This window comes from Pseudobacteriovorax antillogorgiicola (genome assembly GCF_900177345.1).
GTDB classification, from domain to species: Bacteria; Bdellovibrionota_B; Oligoflexia; order Oligoflexales; family Oligoflexaceae; genus Pseudobacteriovorax; species Pseudobacteriovorax antillogorgiicola.
Window position 1 is genome coordinate 1 of the sequence record NZ_FWZT01000045.1, and the last position, 18,061, is coordinate 18,061.

At 43.8% G+C, this 18,061-nt stretch carries 10 protein-coding genes; 7 read left to right on the top strand and 3 right to left on the bottom strand.

Annotated features, from left to right (window positions below):
• Positions 1-200 precede the first annotated feature (200 nt).
• Both bluB and B9N89_RS30385 read left to right on the top strand, forming a co-directional pair.
• Complete coding sequence (gene bluB, locus B9N89_RS30380; protein WP_132326278.1) at positions 201-845, top strand: 5,6-dimethylbenzimidazole synthase; 645 nt, start codon at positions 201-203, stop codon at positions 843-845.
• A 118-nt stretch (positions 846-963) separates the two neighbouring features.
• Entirely contained in the window at positions 964-1,458 is a 495-nt protein-coding gene (locus B9N89_RS30385) for a hypothetical protein (RefSeq protein WP_132326276.1), read from the top strand.
• Here the strand turns inward: B9N89_RS30385 and B9N89_RS30390 are convergent.
• The gene (locus tag B9N89_RS30390) at positions 1,434-1,913 is read right to left on the bottom strand and encodes a hypothetical protein (protein WP_132326274.1); all 480 of its coding nucleotides are present in this window, start codon (positions 1,911-1,913) and stop codon (positions 1,434-1,436) included. The genes B9N89_RS30385 and B9N89_RS30390 overlap by 25 nt on opposite strands.
• Before the next feature lie 114 nt (positions 1,914-2,027).
• On the opposite strand from B9N89_RS30390, the gene B9N89_RS30395 reads away from it, so the two are divergent.
• The gene (locus B9N89_RS30395; RefSeq protein ID WP_132326272.1) at positions 2,028-2,876 is read left to right on the top strand and encodes a J domain-containing protein; all 849 of its coding nucleotides are present in this window, start codon (positions 2,028-2,030) and stop codon (positions 2,874-2,876) included.
• Here the strand turns inward: B9N89_RS30395 and B9N89_RS30400 are convergent.
• Positions 2,856-3,641, bottom strand: coding sequence for a TrmH family RNA methyltransferase (locus B9N89_RS30400; protein WP_159455752.1), 786 nt, complete (start codon positions 3,639-3,641; stop codon positions 2,856-2,858). The genes B9N89_RS30395 and B9N89_RS30400 overlap by 21 nt on opposite strands.
• A gap of 535 nt (positions 3,642-4,176) precedes the next feature.
• Here B9N89_RS30400 and B9N89_RS30405 point away from each other — a divergent pair.
• The 4 genes from B9N89_RS30405 to B9N89_RS30420 all read left to right on the top strand — a co-directional run bounded on the left by B9N89_RS30405 (position 4,177) and on the right by B9N89_RS30420 (position 16,903).
• Positions 4,177-4,755 (top strand): hypothetical protein, encoded by a 579-nt coding sequence (locus B9N89_RS30405; protein ID WP_132326268.1) that lies wholly within the window; start codon positions 4,177-4,179, stop codon positions 4,753-4,755.
• A 353-nt stretch (positions 4,756-5,108) separates the two neighbouring features.
• Positions 5,109-5,702, top strand: coding sequence for a hypothetical protein (locus B9N89_RS30410; RefSeq protein ID WP_132326266.1), 594 nt, complete (start codon positions 5,109-5,111; stop codon positions 5,700-5,702).
• Between the two features lie 45 nt (positions 5,703-5,747).
• A complete protein-coding gene (locus tag B9N89_RS30415) occupies positions 5,748-16,376 on the top strand; it encodes an FG-GAP-like repeat-containing protein (RefSeq protein WP_132326264.1) in 10,629 nt (3,542 codons plus the stop codon).
• Positions 16,373-16,903 (top strand): ankyrin repeat domain-containing protein, encoded by a 531-nt coding sequence (locus B9N89_RS30420; RefSeq protein ID WP_132326262.1) that lies wholly within the window; start codon positions 16,373-16,375, stop codon positions 16,901-16,903. Before B9N89_RS30415 ends, B9N89_RS30420 begins: the two co-directional genes overlap by 4 nt.
• 432 nt (positions 16,904-17,335) lie before the next feature.
• Here B9N89_RS30420 and B9N89_RS30425 read toward each other — a convergent pair whose 3' ends face one another.
• A complete protein-coding gene (locus B9N89_RS30425) occupies positions 17,336-18,028 on the bottom strand; it encodes a transposase (protein ID WP_132326260.1) in 693 nt (230 codons plus the stop codon).
• Between the last annotated feature and the right edge of the window lie 33 nt (positions 18,029-18,061).

Genomic DNA, 18,061 nt, shown 5'->3' on the forward strand with positions numbered 1-18,061 from the left:
GCTCATCCGTGAGCTCAAAACGACCAGCCAAGGTGTGTCTCCTAGAAGTTTCGAGGATCATACACCATTTTTAGGTATTCGTCAGACAGAACCTAGTTACGTGTCTTCGAACCGTCAACAGACCCTAATTTCTGGTCAGATTTTTTCAAAAGTGCTAATAGTTATAAAATCTTGAAGCACTTAGGAGCAAGGCGGCGACCATGGGACCAAAATTTTCTATTGAAGATCAAGAGCTGTTAAAACAGATTATGGTCCATCGCAGGGATATCCGGGGCAATCGATTTACACCTGAGCAGATTTCAGATGATGACCTACAGCAAGTGATCGATGCCGCCTTTCTTGCTCCATCGGTAGGATACAGCCAACCTTGGAAAATCGTTGTCATCCAATCACCGGCTACGCGTGCTGTAATTTTAGAAAACTTCGATAGAGCAAATGCCAGTGCTGAAAATCAGTTTCATGGCCAGCGAAAGCAAGTGTACAGCAAACTCAAATTGGAAGGTATCAAGGAGTGCTCCCATTTGTTAGCAGTGTACTATCGTGAACCTATTGGTCCTGTATTAGGCCAGACGACCATGAAAGAAGCTGGGCCGTACTCAGTAGTGTGTGCCATTCAAAATATGTGGCTCATGGCACGGGCAAAAAACATCGGTCTCGGTTGGGTGAGTATTCTGGATAGTCAAGACTTGAATGAACAGCTTCAAGTTCCGGCCGGCTTTAAACTGGTTGCCTTGCTGTGTCTTGGCTACGTTGATCAGTTCCCTGAAGAACCAGAATTAAAGACTTTGGGTTGGGAACAAGAGCGGCCCCTGTCTGAAATGATAAGTTTTGAGACTTTCTCTTGATATTCTCGCTGCAAAACGACTACATTGATTTCTTTAGAATTCAACTTTTCTAAATCATGTAGCCAGCCTTAGTTTGATACACCTTTAACACGATTATTCATTGAAGACGGAGGGGATCATGATAAGAATGTGGCTCACATTAGCCGCCCTAGTTATTTCGGGTTCAGCATTTGCTTGGGGCAAGCAAAACCAAAATCTTGAGTCTTTGGCAGCGGCTCTTGTATATGAGGATATTCGTAACGGAACCTTGGAGCTTCAGGATGACGATAGTATCTTTGATCAAATTGGTGAATTTATCGAAGAAACAAAAACGTTTTTACTCGAAAACTTCGATTACAATGGTAATGGTCGGATCGACTTCGGCCCCGAGCTTAACGACGCCTTAGATACTTTTAAAGATATCGTTGTGCTGCTACTTGATCAAAACCAGAATGGTACAGTAGAAATCGAGGAGCTGAAACAAGCCATCGATGACCTGGTGACTCTGGTTCGCGATGAGATCACTGCTCGCGCTTGCGTGGGTATTATCACTGAAGCTGAGCGCGTTGGCTTCTGGATTCACTTCCGACCAATTCTTAAAGGTCTCTATCAGCGCTGTACTGCGGAACCTTGAGTTAGACTTACCAAGGGCTCCATGAAAGAGCCCGTTGCATCACCGCTGTCATTGATAATATCCAGTCTAAACACAGCTTCAGGAATCGACTTGGTGGGAATTGAGTAGTGGTTCTGCCAAGAGCTTGCTCGTGGGAGTGACTCTAGCAGCGTCGCCAGTCCGTCTTCAATGATGTAGGCCTTAGTTTTGATCAGCGATAGGTCTTGAGCTGGGTCGGTGGCACGGCAACCTAGTATTAATGTTTGCTCGCCGTGTTCTATGGGCTCGCAGTCAACCAAGAATGTTCCCCCCACTGGGATAGGTTCTAAGGCAGCTGTATCAGGCTCGACACCGCTGTCTAGAGGCTTGCTATCAGAGCTGCTCTGGTCTGACCCACAGGCAGATAAGATAGCCCAGCAAATGATTATCTTGGTATGATTCATAGCTACGACCAGGTAGATTTGACTTTCTTTCATATCGACTGAATTCCTAATAAAATTTACCAGTCAAAAATAAAGGAATGATCGAAGCTCTTTAGCTGGCTATAATAAAAGCACGATACCTGTCAAAAAAGCGAAAAAGGGGGACCCTTGCTCCCGTCATTCGATGCACTCATGTCTCTTGAAACCATGTCACTGCAGATCCTGTCTCATCTTAAGCCACCAGCGGAGAGTACAAGTGTGAGCATTGCAGAGAGTCCTTTGGTCCGTATTCGAGACCTTAGTCTGCTTTCGAGTCATATGCCGAGAGACGAACTTAGATCACTGCTAAGATCCGTCCAGGGGCAGCAGCTCACTGCCTTTGCAGTCCGTCATGTGGCAACCAACTTAAGTATACTAGCCCACTATCAAGCTGACCCAAGCGATGCCCTAGCTGATCAGATCGATGAAACTGATAGAGCAATTTTCATGACTCTGTTTGATGACTACCTCAAGCACGACCTGATACCCGTTGTTGGCTTCGATCCTACAGGGGTCTTGGTAAAGACTGTGCCGGTCGGCACGTGTCGAGCCTTCGATTCGTATGATCTGCCAGACTGCTCCAAAAAAGCGCAGCTCTTTTGTAGCGAACACACATCGGAACAATGGTGGCTTAAGCATGCCGATGAGTGTCAGTTTACCCAATCAAAGATGTTTCACTTCTATTCCGATCCAAAAAACTCTCAAGCCTATTCGGATGAAGAGATGGAGGCGATGATTGATGACTTCTGGAAAAAGTTTTCAAGTTGGCAGGACCGACCTCGCGGCGATCAGCTTCTCTCATGCCTGATGTGTCTCGACATTCCCAGTGTGGAGCATCTTAAAACCATGTCCCAAAGAGATCTTCAAAAGGCGTTTTATAAAAAGTCCTTGGCCCTCCATCCTGATCAAGGGGGGCAGACCGAAGACTTTCTGCGTCTCAAAGAAAGCTATGAACGATTAAAAAGTTTCTGCCGGTGATCCCATCATTGCATGGAGGAATATTCCTGAAGCGACAGCAGCATTCAAACTGTCGATGCCACCTGCCATGGGAATATGAATGGCTTGGTCAGCGAAAGCTTCCACTTCGGCTTGAATCCCATCGCCCTCGCAGCCAATCACTAGGACGGCTTTTTTGGGAAACTCTACAGAGCGAAGGTCGCAGCTAAATTCATTCAAACTTGCTGTAAAAATTTGATAACCGAGCTGCTTCAGTTCTTTGAGGCAGGGTAAGGCCAGCTGACAGTGAAAGCTCTTCATCTTGAAAATTGCGCCCATGGAGACGCGTATACTCCGGCGTACGAAGGGAGAGCAGCTTAACCCATCTGCAATAATCGATGGGGCGCCGAAGGCCAGGCCATTGCGGATGATAGCTCCTACATTCTCTGCGTTATTGACTCCGTTGAGAAAAATTATCCGGGATCCAAGTTGTTCCAGAGGAGTATCTGAAGGTCGCTCTGCAATTGCTATGACGCCGCTGTGAATCCGATGACCGACGATACTCGTCATGATCTCCGGGGAGCAGGAGTTGATCTCGGCAGCTGGATGCCATTCTAGTAAGTCGCGGTTTTTTGTAATAAAGGCCTCTGAGGCGAGCAGCTTTTTGAGCTGGATAGGAGTCTTAAGCAGTCGCTCCACAACCCGGGCACTATCTACAATGATTTTGCCCTCTTGGCGTAAAGGCCCATCTTTCTGCAATCTGTAGATATCGAGTCTTTGGTCATTTGTTTCTGTAATTATGTTCAATGATGACTCCTTCGTAAGAGAGACGCCTTGCCGTGAAAGGTGTTCTATCATTAAACAGAAGTGCAAGGGAAGAAGGTTAGAAATATATGGGGGCGGGCGTTTTTCACCGTGAGACAAGTGACTACCTGGAATGCAATGAGCAATATATTCAATGTGAAGCTCTCTAGCTAAAAAAGGCGAAGATGTTCGAAATTACAACTGGGACGAACGGATACAGGGTTTGAGACTCTATGGAAAATCATGATCGTTTGTTATCAGAGGGTGGCGAGCTAAAGGCTGTGGTAGAGGCTAGGGTGGAGAAGTGAGTCGCAAGCGATCTCCATTCGAAACTTGCTTGGGAAGAATTTGACCCTCATAGTATATAAAATATTGTAATCTATATTGAATTTTTGGATAAGGCTAACCGCATTTTTGCAACTCTGCTTTACTGATTGAACTTTTCATATACTTAGGCTATGAAGTCAACCATAATGACGTGGGTGCTTGGCGCTCACGATTCGTCATGACAACAACCCTTCGCAGAATCGGATTACGAATGAACTTTAAGCTACTTGCCATCCTAATAGGATCTTCTCTGAGTCAGTTTTCCTATGGAGCCACAGCTGATGAGAACTTATCAAGAATACAAAAGCTTGAGAACTATATCACAGCGCTGAAGATCGAGATGAAAACTACCAATAGAGTTCCGTATATGGAAAAATCTCTTTCCCAAAACTTCTACTCTTTTCGTGACAAGCATAAGCCACTTGGTCTGACCTTCGATCTGAAAAAGGGAAAGACCTACCGCATTTCCATTTCAGGTCTTATTCAGGCCCCTAAAGGCAAGGAATGTGTTGACTGCTCAATGAACATATTCGCAAAATTCAAGCCTGACGGAGAGGAATCCAAAATAGTTCACTCTACCACCGAGTTAGTCTACAAAAAAAATACAAGTGCGGGGGCAACACAGGCATTTGAATTCAGTAAGATAATCACGGCTGAAAAAGATGGAATTCTGTCTTTTGATGGTTACGGCTCATTGGATCTATTTGTTTGGGGGGGACACCCTTCCTATCCATGTACGGCAAGAGTCGAAGAACTAGGATCAGGCTTTGTAAAAGTCGAGGAGTTCTAAAAGTCTCACCAAAGCATTCGAAGTGGTAGCCATGTATGAGACAAAGAGGCTGCCATTTCAACTCAATAAATCGCCCGTTCGTAGTAACGGGTGCGAACATCACGCCCACCGAGCTTCATTTCTATCTACTTGGTTTTCCTAGTTATATTATTTTACTGAAAAAAACTTTATGACCAGTTAACAGACTGATAATATTGAATTAAAATAAATCAAAGTATGTCAATAAGGTGTTGACTCTGCAATATAGTGCCTGTATAACTCTCCTACCTAAATACATGTAGGTTCGCAGTAGTAAACCTAGCGTGGCTTTCCTCCTTTTTTTGATTTCTAGAATGTCGCAGCAGGGAAGGTTTTTGGTAAGTGTTGAGCTTTTAGTCAGCCGCTTGCAAGGTCACGACGATTCACTCGAAACAGCATCTCCAAAGGATTTTATTATGTTACGAACCATCTTGTTTGCGGTCATGATTTCTTTCTCGCTGTCTTTGTATGGACAAAGCTCTGAAGACGAAGTTAAAAAACTGCAACAGCAAATTACCCTCCTCAGGTTAAAGTTAGAAACGAAACCAAGGTATGAAGAGGGGACTTGGAACCCCGATCTGGTCAGTTCCGTTAATCTTGCAACCCCATCTTTAAGCGTACAGAATGCCAGGTGGAGACGAGTTGGCGATACGGTTTTCGCTACGGTCGAACGAATTGAAGGTATCTCAGTTTTAAGTGGCGGCAAGAACACTTATGTCGTTCTAAGCACAAAAGGGTTGCCGTATACTGATAATAAAACAGAGTTCTATGGCACAGCTATGTTTGATGCCTCGCCTTCCTACGTTACATTTTCGGTACTGCAAAATTCTCATAGTTCCACGGATATTTTCCTTGGTGGAAGTGTTATTGGTAACGCCGGTTCGTTAAGGATATCTGCACTACATTTTCAATATGAAGTGGCAAAGTAAAAAATTTGCAAACACATCTGACCGACAGAGATCGAGGAGATTGATTTGAGAGCATTTCTATATTCCACAGTAGCGCACCTGTTAATCAGCGGTGCTGCTTCAGCAAATACCGGGTCTTGTAAAGACTTGAAAAGCTTGTCTGCTGAAGAAACCATTCAACAGGTTTTCAGCATGGAAGAGAAACTCTTTCTAAGTTGCCTCGATCTGATGAAGGAAGATGCAGCAAACGACTCAATTGAAAGTCTTGTGGTCAACTATCTTCACCTCAACCCTACTTATCTCAAGGATCAGTCGGTAGTTTCAACATTGAGTGACTGGGTGAGCAAGACTGATAATACTAATGAAAAGATTATTCTTGGAGTAACCCTCGGTCAATTATGTGGTCCCAGTGAGTGTAATATTACAGGTGGAGCTTACTCAAAACTGATTGCTTGGGTTGGCACTGAAAGTCAGGTTGCTGAGTGGCTTGAATACAGAGCAGAGGAGCAGAATAAGCCTCATGTTTCCTACTCCTCAACTATAAAGGCTGAACTTCCTTCAGAGAATAGCTTTGAAAATCTCGTCTTAGATGCATCAAAAAGTCAAATCTTCGCGGAATATCTAGCTAACCCTAGTGATGAGAGTCTTGCCCGTCTAAGGCATTGGACTAATTTCTACATTGAGGAACTCCTGTCTCTTAGCGAAACGGTGCTCAAAGATCCAAGTGCAAAAGTCAGTGATCTATTGAGAGTCTATGATCTTCTCTTATTCCTAAATTCCGCCGTCCAAATATCCAACGAATCTTTCAAGGTAACTAATAAAAAGATTTTCGCTGATGAAAATTCAGGTGAATTACCGAATCTCTCAATGGTACAAGAGATCTTTAATAATTATTGGTTCCTAAATGAACGACTTGTAAGTAATCAACTTTCAAACGATCTTTCTCCGGAATCCAGTCTAGAGTTTACCGAACTCTTTGGCGCTTTTATTGGGCAGCTTGGGTCATCTAGTTTCCATGAGGATCTTGCAAAGAGTTTGGCGCTAGAGAACGGCATCTCTTGGGAGCTGCTTTCTGATGATCAAAAAGCGACTCTTATGACCCTGACACACCCATCCTATGGGGACAAAGCAATTGAGCTAGCTTCGGAGCTTGAATCTCAATTATCAGATAGCTCTGAAAATCTACTTCAAGATATTGAAAGCTCCTGGAACGAATTTGTAGCTGCAAATGAAGATATGTCATTTGAGGATCTGTCAGCATTTGAGCAAGTTGTTGTTGATACAGGAATTCGGGAAAAGATAAGAGAGCAGTCTAAAATTATTGAGGTTGTGCAAAAAAGTTTCGATGATCATGAGAAAAGTATATGCTCATCTGAGCCAGGTCTTTCACTACAATCCCCCTGCTCTGATGAGTCAGATGAGAGGCAAAAATTTCGCTCTGCGTATTCTGATCTAAGTGACTCTAAAATTAGATTCACGATGCTACGTAACTTGATAGACCTTATTACGATTGGTAACTACTCGGTTAAAGATGATTTCTTGCTCGCCTATCGTGAGTTAGAATCCTTGCATAGAAATCAATTCAACTTACCAGGTAACTTCGTTTCGTTTGTATCTTCAAGGCTTGAGAAAAAGTTGAAGACGGCTCTTGAGTCCACCCTTCGAAGAGACTTTGTCGAAATTAACGCAGGCTTGAAAACACCTCAGACAGCCCTAGTGAATAAGTTTATTTCATCCGTAGAAACAGACTTCAACTCACTTTCAAACCTTATCTCAGAGCTAGAAAAAGCCGAGCGAGCACAGGAAAGAGAAGATCAATGTGACATTGAAGATAGTCTACTGTCGTCGACTATCGAAAACTTAAGATTTCAGAAGGATCAAGCTCTTAGCGTTCTTAGTGATCAGCTTCTTGAAATAGATAGAAGTATCGATCAGTATGAAAGCCAAAAGGCTGATAGCCAAACCAGCCTTAACCTCATAGACAATGCTGCTAGTATGTGGTGTGAGACAAACCTAGCTGGTCCTTATAAAGAAAAGCAAATCGGGGGATGCAAAAAGTTTCAGACAAGATCCGCTTCACTTGAAGAAATCACATTTTTCTATGCGAATGGAGGCAGGATAGAAGGAGGAAATCTAGTTCCAAACTACGTTGATTATAGGTACACAGCTTCACCAGCAATTCTCTCCGAATATCTCGGCTTACTTGAACAGCATAAGCAGGAATCACGTTCCATCAAAGCCATTGATGATCAAATTGCTTCTTTGAAAGAGAAACAGAACGGTATTCAGAATAGTGCAAGTGGCATAAAAGAAAAAACCAAGGAGAGCTTTGATAGCCAGATAGCTGCACAGGAAAAACTACAGTCTGATCGTAAGGCGCTATGTTCCAAGGGTCAATCATTTCTTATTGATTCTGAGGAAGTTCAAATAATCTTTGATCGAGACTTTTTGTCTGCAATTGCGAAGACTAGGTATATTATTGATTCGATTTCTTACTACCAGCGGCTGCTTGGTGAAGTTTCTACCATAGGCGATAGTGTTGACCTAAGTTCTTTAGCTTCAGCAGAGAAGGTACAAGATAAAAGGTTCCAGCTAGGTGAATTTATAAAAGAAATCAATTCATCTTGGACAGGGCTCGGCAACGTTGCAGAGAGGCTCACGGGTAGCCTCGACAATAGGGTGGAACGCATTATCATTCCGATGAGTCCTATTCTCTATAAGAACGGTAAAGGTCTATTTAAACAGCAGGAAAGCGAGTTGACTGCTGTCCAGGACATGGCTGAACTAAACCTATTAGCTAGCCCAGATAAGATCAAATCTTGTGTCGCATCAGAGGTGCACAAGAAAATAAAGAATATCGATGATAGGCTCCCAGCCCTTGCTGGGGAGTTGAAGTATCAGCTGACATCAGAGGACATCGACTGGAGACTTGAAGCCAATCACATCTTTAACTGGGACGAGATGAAGTCTTGGTATGGCCACCAGATGAGACAAGCTACGAGCAGTGCCGAAAGAAGTGAAATCCGAACAGTATGGGCTCTTTGGAAATACCATCGAATGTATAGCCAATACTGGTCTACCTACCGCCGACTCAATAGTCCAACAGCTGATGAAACAGTAAGTGCTGAACTTACATTTGACATTGGTGCAGACCTTGTTCAAGGAGCTGAATCAAGTTTCATCGTAGGTATGTACCCGACTAACGTCCTCGATACTGATGATATCTATTTAATGACAAACGGTACGGTGGACGATTACCTACTATCAAATTGTTCCGCAGAGAGCATGATTACAAGTGAAATTCATAGCTGCAACTCGCGACTAAATTTGAATTTCTTCTTCAATCTTCAGCAGAAGACGTTTCTTGGTGTGAATAAAAATAGCATCGAATTTTTCCAGCTTGTTTTAAACGCTTTAACAGATGCTAAGTACTGGAATCAAGATGTGTTTAAACTAGGCATCCAGTTATCGGATAGTCTACGCGGTCAGCAGCCGTTGATGAAAAACTTCACGCTAGGCATTGAAAGTCTTCCTAGAACTCAAGATATTTCAAACTCCTACACAGGGTCTGCGCTTGTCATCACCCTTCTTAAAAACTTCAATATCTCCAATGAAGAGTCCATGGAGTGGCTTTCGAGCAAGGTTGTTTACCCTAAAAATTCCGCATCAGATAAGTTCTTGTCAGACATCTACTTTCCCAAAAGAGAAGCGGCGCTATTTGATGGAAAAAGCCCTCACGAATGGCTTTTGTTTCAAGAGGAACTAACTGAGGAGTGTGAGGAGCTTAAGTCCTCCCTTGGAGTCCTAGACTCCGACGAAGAGGGAGCAAGAGACTTCGCAACTGAAAATGATATCTCTTGGAATCTTCTCTCCGATCAGGAAAAGGGCTTACTCATAGCCCTTAATGATCCGTCATTAAGTTCCAACTCTGAGCTAGCTTCTGAGTTGGAGCAAAGACTCTTATCAAGTGCTGAAAGCCTTTCTCAAGGTGTCGTGAGTGGCTGGGAAAGTTTTTTTTTAGCTAATGGACACCCCTCCTTTCAAGATCTTTCAGCGTTTGATAAAGTTCTTACAAGTGATCAAGTTTACGAAAGGCTTCAAAATCTCTCTAAGATCATCGAGCTTTTACAGTCTACTTTAGGTAGTCACCCACTGGCGCAATGTCCAAGCTACCCGAATCTGTCGTTGCTATTCTCTTGTCCCCAAGAAAGCGAAGTAAGAAGAAAGTTTAGCAGTGCCTACGCTAAAGTTGAAGAAACGAGGCAGGAACTCGTCACTTTACGAAGTACGCTCCAACTACTGACGACGAATAATTCTTCTGCACCTGAAGAACTTATTGATCTCTATCGGGACCTGACCAGTCGTAACGAAAGCAGTGAAGAAATTTTTGCTGGCTTATCTGAAGCGGTCAAAAAACTAAACGAAACTGAGCCTATTGATGAGTTGCAGGACCTAGTTGGCAAGATACCAGTCACTGCTAAGGTTAGTGAAAATGGCGCTTCAATTTTAAGCATTCCTGTCAAAGTTCCTGAAGGCGTTAATGGAATGACTCCGCAACTTTCACTCGCTTACTCAAATACCAGTGACTCTGGAGTGATTGGGTCAGGTTTTATACTGGTTGGTGAGAGCCAGATTGCGCGATGTAAGGGGCCTGTAGAGCTTGGTTCTGAAGCGACATCAGGCAGCCCTTTTGTGAGATTCTGCCTCGATGGGATTCCTCTTCTTCTATCTTCAGATGGTGGGGACCATGGTGCAGAAGGCAGTCGCTACATCACTCAAGTAGCAAGCCAAGATCAGATCGTAGCTCATGGACAGCATAAAGACGGACCAGAATATTTCTCTGTCATTAAGCCTAACTCGAAGATCTATACCTATGGTAGAGAAGCAAACTCTAGGGTTGAGGGCGAGGAGCTTGTTTGGAGCTGGTCGTTAAACTCAATCCACGATGCCTTTGGCAATATCATGTACTATAACTATGCCATAGTTGATGGAGAGCGTCTTCTAGACACAATCGAGTATACGGCATATGATCCTAGCCTTTCAAAGTTTTCCACCCAAGAGCCAGCAAACCAAGCCCCTGGACCGTTTACTGTGAAATTTGAGTATGAAAAAAGATCTCATACTAGACAGTACGTTCAAACAGGAGCGTCTCATATGCAGTCTCACTTGCTGCATCGAATAAATATTTTTAAGCAAGACGAGCGTCTATGGTTTTATGACCTTAAGTATGGCCACGAATCCTCCTCCGAGAAGAAGGTTCTCACTCAATTAGATCTCTGCTCTTCGAGCGATAGGTGCTTTGCTCCTCTAAGTTTCTCATGGAGCGATGATACCCTAGGCTATAAGTACTCTGATCGAAAGACTTTCGGGAATACATTTGGCCTTACTAGCTCGAGCAACGAACAGGCAATTAAGATTGCCGACATCAACGGAGATGGCTTCAGTGATCTTCTTCTGTTCAATCAGCGCGGTGTTCATATTGCCTATAATGACAAAAATGGAGAATTTCTCAGACCAAAGATTGTCTTATTCGATAACTTTGATCTAGGTAGAGGCTGGAAACTAGCAAGAGATCAGATACAGCTCCATGATATCAACCGAGATGGTTTCACTGACATCGTCGGCTTTAGCAATAATGGTGTGATGGTGAGTCTTGGCTCTAAGGATGGGCCATTGGAGCCGACAATCTGGTCCCAGGACTTTAAGTCGTCTTCAATCAATTGGGATAAAGACGACAAGCGACTGGTCAGTGATGTGAATAATGATGGTCTTCCGGATATTATCGGGGCTAACTATGAAGGTGTATTTGTTGCGCTGCAATCGTCAGGAAAGTTCGAGCCAGCCCGTCAGTGGTTAGATGAACTCACACTTCAAGATGACTGGGATTTTTCTAAACATGAGTTTTTTGTCTTTGATATCAATAGAGATGGTTTTCCTGATATCTTGGGAAGAAAAGATGATGTTCTATATATCTCCTACAACCAAGGAAACGGGTTTTCAGATCCAGAAGAAGTTAGTCATCCAATACTTGCTAGATTCAATCGAAGCTATGACCTTTTTAGTGTGATCGATATCAATAGCGACGGCTTTGCAGACCTAACGGTGATAAACGGACTAGACGTTCTTGTGGCACTCGGAAACGGCGAAAGCTTTAGCTCAGTCCAATCTTGGTCTGATGAGTTCGCTAGAAAATTCGATAAGAAGGACTACCGGAATATTGTAGACTTAAATCGTGATGGACTATCTGATCTTGTTGGGATGGCTCCAGATGGGCTCTACGTTTCTGTCAACACTGGATCAAGCTTCTTAGCTCCTGAAAAGATTTCCGAGGTTTTCTCGAGTATTGATAGGTGGAAGCCGAATGATTGGCCTCTTCATTTCGAGGACATGAATGGTGACGGAGCCTTGGACATTACTTCCTTTGATGAAAGAAACTTATCTGTTTCCACCAGTAGTATTCAGCCTCTGAGGCTCCTTAGTTATGATAACGGCTTTGGCGTCACGGCTAGTTTCCAATATAGTCATTTAAATGACCCTGAGGTCTACCAAAGATACTACGATGCTGAGTTTCCATCTTATGACTATATTGGCGCCTATCCAGTGGTCAAAAGTATGTCTGTAGCTGATGGTGTTGGTGGAGTAAAGACGGTTGAATATCAATATGAAGGTTTCAAATTTCACCCTCGATTTGGTGGCTTAGGGTTTAAAAAGAGAGTCGTTTTCGATACCAAAACAAAGAGCCGGTCTGTCTATGCCTACAGCCAGGACTACGAGAATCGAACTCACGGTCAAGTTGTTTCAATTGAGAGCTTCAATGCTTTAGACCCAAGCTCGACACCGACCTTATCAGGGGCAACCCAGTATACCTACCTATCTCGCCTAAATGGCAGTCGTTACTTTGTTGCGCCTGAACTTGTAAGCAGCCAACAATATGATCAGGAAGGCGAACCGGTTAGCTCAACCGAATCTAGCTATGGTTATGATGATAACTTTAACAAAAAGAGCTTTTCTGTCATTCAAACAGACGAATTTGGCATTCATCGTTTAACGGAAGAATCGAAATATGAAAACTCCCTAGATTCAGGAGCTCTCAGTAAGCCAACACGTTTGAAAGTTACAAAATCATACTTTGATAAACGGCTTAATGAGGAGCAAGCAAAAGCAATAGACGAAACTGTTTGGAACTATTCGTCTGAGGGACAGCTCCTATCGTCTACTGTAAACCCGCGGCATGAAAGAGCGACAAAAAGCGAGTTTACCTATAATAGCCGTGGACTCATCGTTGCTACAAAAACATCTTGGCCTAATTGGACGAAAAAAGACGGTTTTGAATTTGATGAGATCACTGTCGAGACAAGTTATGATGAGTATGGTTATCCAAGAACGACAAAGAATGCACTAGGTCAAACGACAAAGACGATTATTGACCCTAGAAATGGCCAGGTCCTAAGCTCTTTCGATCTGAATGGACTGGAAACAAAAAGCAGTTGGAATATATTTGGCCAAGCAATCACTACAGTCTACCCAGATACAGTCAAGGAGCGGCTTGAGAGATACTATTGCTCTAAGGCGCCATCGATCAGCTGCCCGAATGGAGCTTACACGCTTGTTCGCGCAACGAAAACCGGGTCTGCCCCGCAGGTAACGTTCTTCGATCGATTTGATCGTCCGATCAGAGAGGTTGTCGTTGGTTTTTCAGGCCAGAAGATCAATACCGATACGGTATACAACGAATTTGGCTTGGTTGAGAAGCGATCGACCCCCTATTTTGAAGGCAGCTCAGCTTTTGACGTCTACTGGACGAAGCATATTTATGACAGAAACCTACTCCTCGATACTAAGATTCTACCTGATGGAACGCAGGTCAATATTGAGCGAGAAGGGCTTAAAACGACTGTAATAAATGAAAAAGGTCACCGCAAAACAACGATAACCGACAGTAGAAATCGCAAGGTTGTCGCGATCGATGCCCTAGGCAATGAGACAAGCTACTTCTACAATTCCAGGGGGCAGCTATGGCGAAACCATGACGTCGCTGGAAATGCCACTATCAACACCTTCGATGACCTAGGCCTTCGAACAAGCCTTCAAAGCCCTGACCGAGGCGTGACGAGTTACACCTATAACCGTCTATCTCAATTGGAGTCAGAGACCAAGGCCAATGGATGGCTCCAGTCTTATACCTATGACAAGCTTGGGCGGGTCACACAGAAAGTCAGTCGGGTTTCAGCCGATGCCGAAGTAGAAGTTCGCATCTTTGAGTTCGACAAGGCTGAGAATGGACTGGGTCGACTTAGCCGATCTTATTTAGAGAATGGTGGTCATGAAACAAACATTGCTTTCGATAGCCTATCAAGGCCAATGCAAACAACGACATCCATAAAGAGTACAGATTACACCTTCACTATTGGTTATGATAGTGCTGGTCGAATCAGCCAAAGAACATTCCCAACGGGTCTATCAGTTGCTTACCGGTACAATGGCTTTGGCTACCAGGAATCGGTATACAATCCCAAAAAGCCGAGCGAGTTTTACTGGAAAGCTGAGGAATACAATGCCAAGGGGCAAATGATTAAGTCTCAGTATGGTAATGGAGCTGTTGCTACCCAGTCCTATCACCCGTCCATGTCGTATCAGCTGACATCAGTCGTATCAGCGAGCAACTCAACGGTTCAAAATCTCAGATACACTTGGGATGACATTGGTAATCTTGGTCAAAGAGAAGACCTTCGTAGAAGGCAAATCGAAGTATTTGGCTACGATGACCTTAACCGCCTCGTCAGCCATGAGGACTCCTTTGGTAAGCTCGTCACTGTAGACTACGATGCGGCGGGTAACATTACTCGCAAATCAGATGTTGGGGCCTACACGTATGGTGAATCATGTGCCGGCGGCTTCGCAGGACCACATGCGGTAACCGAAGTAAGCGGCCCCAAAAATGCCGGCTACTGCTATGACAAATCTGGATATATGACCATTGGCGATGGCAAATCGTTCACATACAGCGCTATTGGCAAACCAACCAACATCGCGAGGTCTGGTAACTGGACAGAAATCGACTACGACGCCGATGGAGGTCGCTATCGCAGATTAGATTCCATAGATGGGAAGATGACGGAGACAATCTATGTCGGCCCTTATGAAAGAGTTTCTGAAGACGGTAAAATAACTCATAAACACTACATTGATGGTATTGCAGTTGTTACCAGAGAGAACGACGTTGAAAGCACACGTTTTCTTCATCAGGACCACCTAGGAAGCATCACAAGCATCACCGACGAGTCGGGTAAACTCGTTGAGTCCTATAGCTTTGATCCTTGGGGACAAAGGCGAGATGCCGATGATTTTGGTGCCGTTGACCTAGAAATTGGCAGCTCAACCACCCAGAGAGGGTTTACCGGTCATGAGCACCTTGATACCGTTGGTTTAATTCATATGAATGGTCGAGTCTATGATCCAATCATAGCAAGGTTTACCAGTGCTGACCCGATCGTCCAAAACCCGTACTTTTCACAGAGTCTCAATCGCTATAGTTATGTGTGGAACAACCCTCTCAACGCCACTGATCCATCAGGTTTTATCCTCGATAAAGTACTAAAGGCTACGGGAGACCTGGCAGATGGGATCTCAAGCTTCGCAAAAAATCCAGCAAAAGAGCTGGTGCGCCTGGCTACCTACAACTACATGGGCGGGAACAAGTCACTTCGAAAGAATGTTGATAAAGCGTCCCGTTGGATCAAAACCAACGAACGAACTCTAACAGCAATTGCCGTAACAGCAGTAGCATTCGCAGTTCCAGCGACAGCGGTTTTCGCTCAATCTTTCTGGGGCTCGGTAGCTCTTGGAGCTGTAAATGGCTACATCACCAGTGGTGGCGATCTCAAAGCAACGCTGATAGGAGCTGTATCTGGCGGTATATTTAATGGCATTGGTACAGCCTTTGGTGATAATCTTGAATTTCCTCAGGCCGTAGGTAAAGTCTTGGCACATGGGGTTGCAGGTGGTCTTCGCAGTGCTGCCTTAGGAGGCAACTTTGAAGATGGTTTCCGATCCTCAGCAATCTCTCAAACCTTTGCAGTGTCAGGTGTCTATAAACATATCCCACAAGATCCGTTTACACAGGCAGCAGCTTCATCTACAGTTGGTGGTGTAACGAGTGAGCTTACAGGTGGGTCGTTTGAGGATGGGGCTATTACGGCGCTTTATTCTCATATGTTGAATGATAGGGCTCACGATGTTAGAAGAAAAATTGCAGATACCGCCTTAAATTACGTTGATTCCACTGACTGGTCACTGGAGTCAACAAAGGACCAATTCGGTTCGGGTGACTTCAAGTGTAATAAATTTGTGTACGATGTTGCTTCGGAGGCGGGTGCTGCCATTCCAAATATTCGAGGCGGTGGTGTAAGTGGATATCTTGGAAGGACGTTTGGATTCGAGTATGAGGGCACAAGTCCTCCGACAGCTTCTGATTGGGCAGACCCAAGAGTGAAGATAGAAGGATGGGAAGTAGTCAATGATCCACAACCCGGTGACATAGCCGCAAGCCAATCGACAGGGCGGGGGTATACTGGTCATGTAGGAATTGTGGTTGGGGCAAATGCTACAGTAAGTCAATCGTCCAAAGCGAATAGGGTAGTGGTGAGTGAGTGGGGCTTTACTCCTAATGTAACTTATCGGAGGTTCAAACAATGAATAAGACTATAGTTATGGTCATTATTGGTGTGTTAGGAGTTATCCTTCTTTTTTACTTATACTTTCCTTCAAAGGATGAAGGAGAGATAATATGTCGGGGAAAGATTGAGGAAATTCGAAAAATAGTTGCATCACCTAACTTTGATCCTAATCAATACATTGCCGGTGAATGGACGCCGTTGACGATAGTTAGTGAAATCTTTTGCAGTGGGCCAGTATTTCCAAAGGTAAAGCTATTATTAGAAAACGGAGCAAACCCCAATATGCCCGATAAAGCTGGGAGGTTGCCTCTATTTTCATTGATTCAATCTTTTGTAAAGCCCACAGGTGAAGACTTTCAAGAAAGAAAAATAGACTTGAAGGATCCTGACCTCAAAACTTCAGTGGATCTCTTATTAGGTGCAGGAGCAAACCCATTTGCGAGGGATAGCTTTAGAGGAAAAAGTATAGTTGATTATGCAGAAGAAAGTGAATTAACTGATTTACAGAAATGGTTTGATGAAGCCAGCCTTGAAAAAAACAAGTGAGATAGGGGCATCGAGTCGTGTGGAACCGTAACGGGAAGCTTTGGGAGCAAAACTAAGGCCTTGCATAACCCAACCTCAGCAAGACGAAGCAAACGAAGTCAAAGCCAAGAAGCCAAAGCTTCACAAAGCCTAAAAATAGATAGTTTTGAATCCAACGTAGACAAATGTCACATGGAAAATGTTGAGGAACCGTAACGGGAAGCTTTGGGAGCAAAACTAAGGCCTTGCATAACCCAACCTCAGCAAGACGAAGCAAACGAAGTCAAAGCCAAGAAGTCAAAGCTTCACAAAGCCTAAAAACAGATAGTTTTGAATCCAACGTAGACAAATGTCACATGGAAAATGTCAATAAGTGAAGTTAAATACCGTGTAGGCAATAGAGTAGTAAAGCAGATAGAAAATCTGCGATATAGAACCTAGTTGTAGCTAAGATCAAGCAGACGAAAGGCGAGGAATCGGGCGTCTGGACTTCCAAAACTCATAACTACCGACAGAATGAAGATTCTCAAAAACCTCGCAACTATGGCTACTAATGCGACTAAGAACGATCTGCAACCAATAACGAGCGAACTGTTGAACAGATCTCCCTTGCAAAAAACTAAAGCCTAGAAGCTCATTTAAGATCGAGTCATCAGATACCAAGGGATCATGAAGTCCGCGCCATTTATAAAATAGCGAGCAATAGGGATAGTTCTGAGCATTCTTTGGTTTAATAAGGTTTGCCCGTACAGGGTTGAGCCAGATATATCCCACAGTGTTTAGAGCATAGCTATGATTTTCAATGACAGGAGATTTGAATCGATCTTGGATAGCTTGTCCGCTTTTTTTGAAATCTCGATTGATTGCCTTAGCAATCGCCAGGTTTGTACTGTGCAGATATCGTGACAGGGTATCTCTATCAGGTGTGTATAGCATCAAATGAACATGATTGCTCATGATAACCCATTCAAATATACGGACATCAAAGATCTTTTGGTATTTCAAAAGAATCTGATAAACGAGCTTTTTCATTTTTGGAGAATGAAGGTAAAATTCCCGGTTATGGCACCTGAATGTGACATGGTGTGCTGTCCGGGCTCGTTCGACACACATTGAATAAGAATTTAAGATAGGTTTCTGTGACATTATCGTTGTAACCACCTGTAATCACTTGTGGCT

Excerpts from the sequence above, each read along its gene's own strand:
- bluB (WP_132326278.1), top strand. The coding sequence starts at position 201 with ATGGGACCAAAATTTTCTATTGAAGATCAAGAGCTGTTAAAACAGATT.
- B9N89_RS30385 (WP_132326276.1), top strand. The coding sequence starts at position 964 with ATGATAAGAATGTGGCTCACATTAGCCGCCCTAGTTATTTCGGGTTCA.
- B9N89_RS30390 (WP_132326274.1), bottom strand. The coding sequence starts at position 1,913 with ATGAAAGAAAGTCAAATCTACCTGGTCGTAGCTATGAATCATACCAAG.
- B9N89_RS30405 (WP_132326268.1), top strand. The coding sequence starts at position 4,177 with ATGAACTTTAAGCTACTTGCCATCCTAATAGGATCTTCTCTGAGTCAG.
- B9N89_RS30420 (WP_132326262.1), top strand. The coding sequence starts at position 16,373 with ATGAATAAGACTATAGTTATGGTCATTATTGGTGTGTTAGGAGTTATC.
- B9N89_RS30425 (WP_132326260.1), bottom strand. The coding sequence starts at position 18,028 with ATGTCACAGAAACCTATCTTAAATTCTTATTCAATGTGTGTCGAACGA.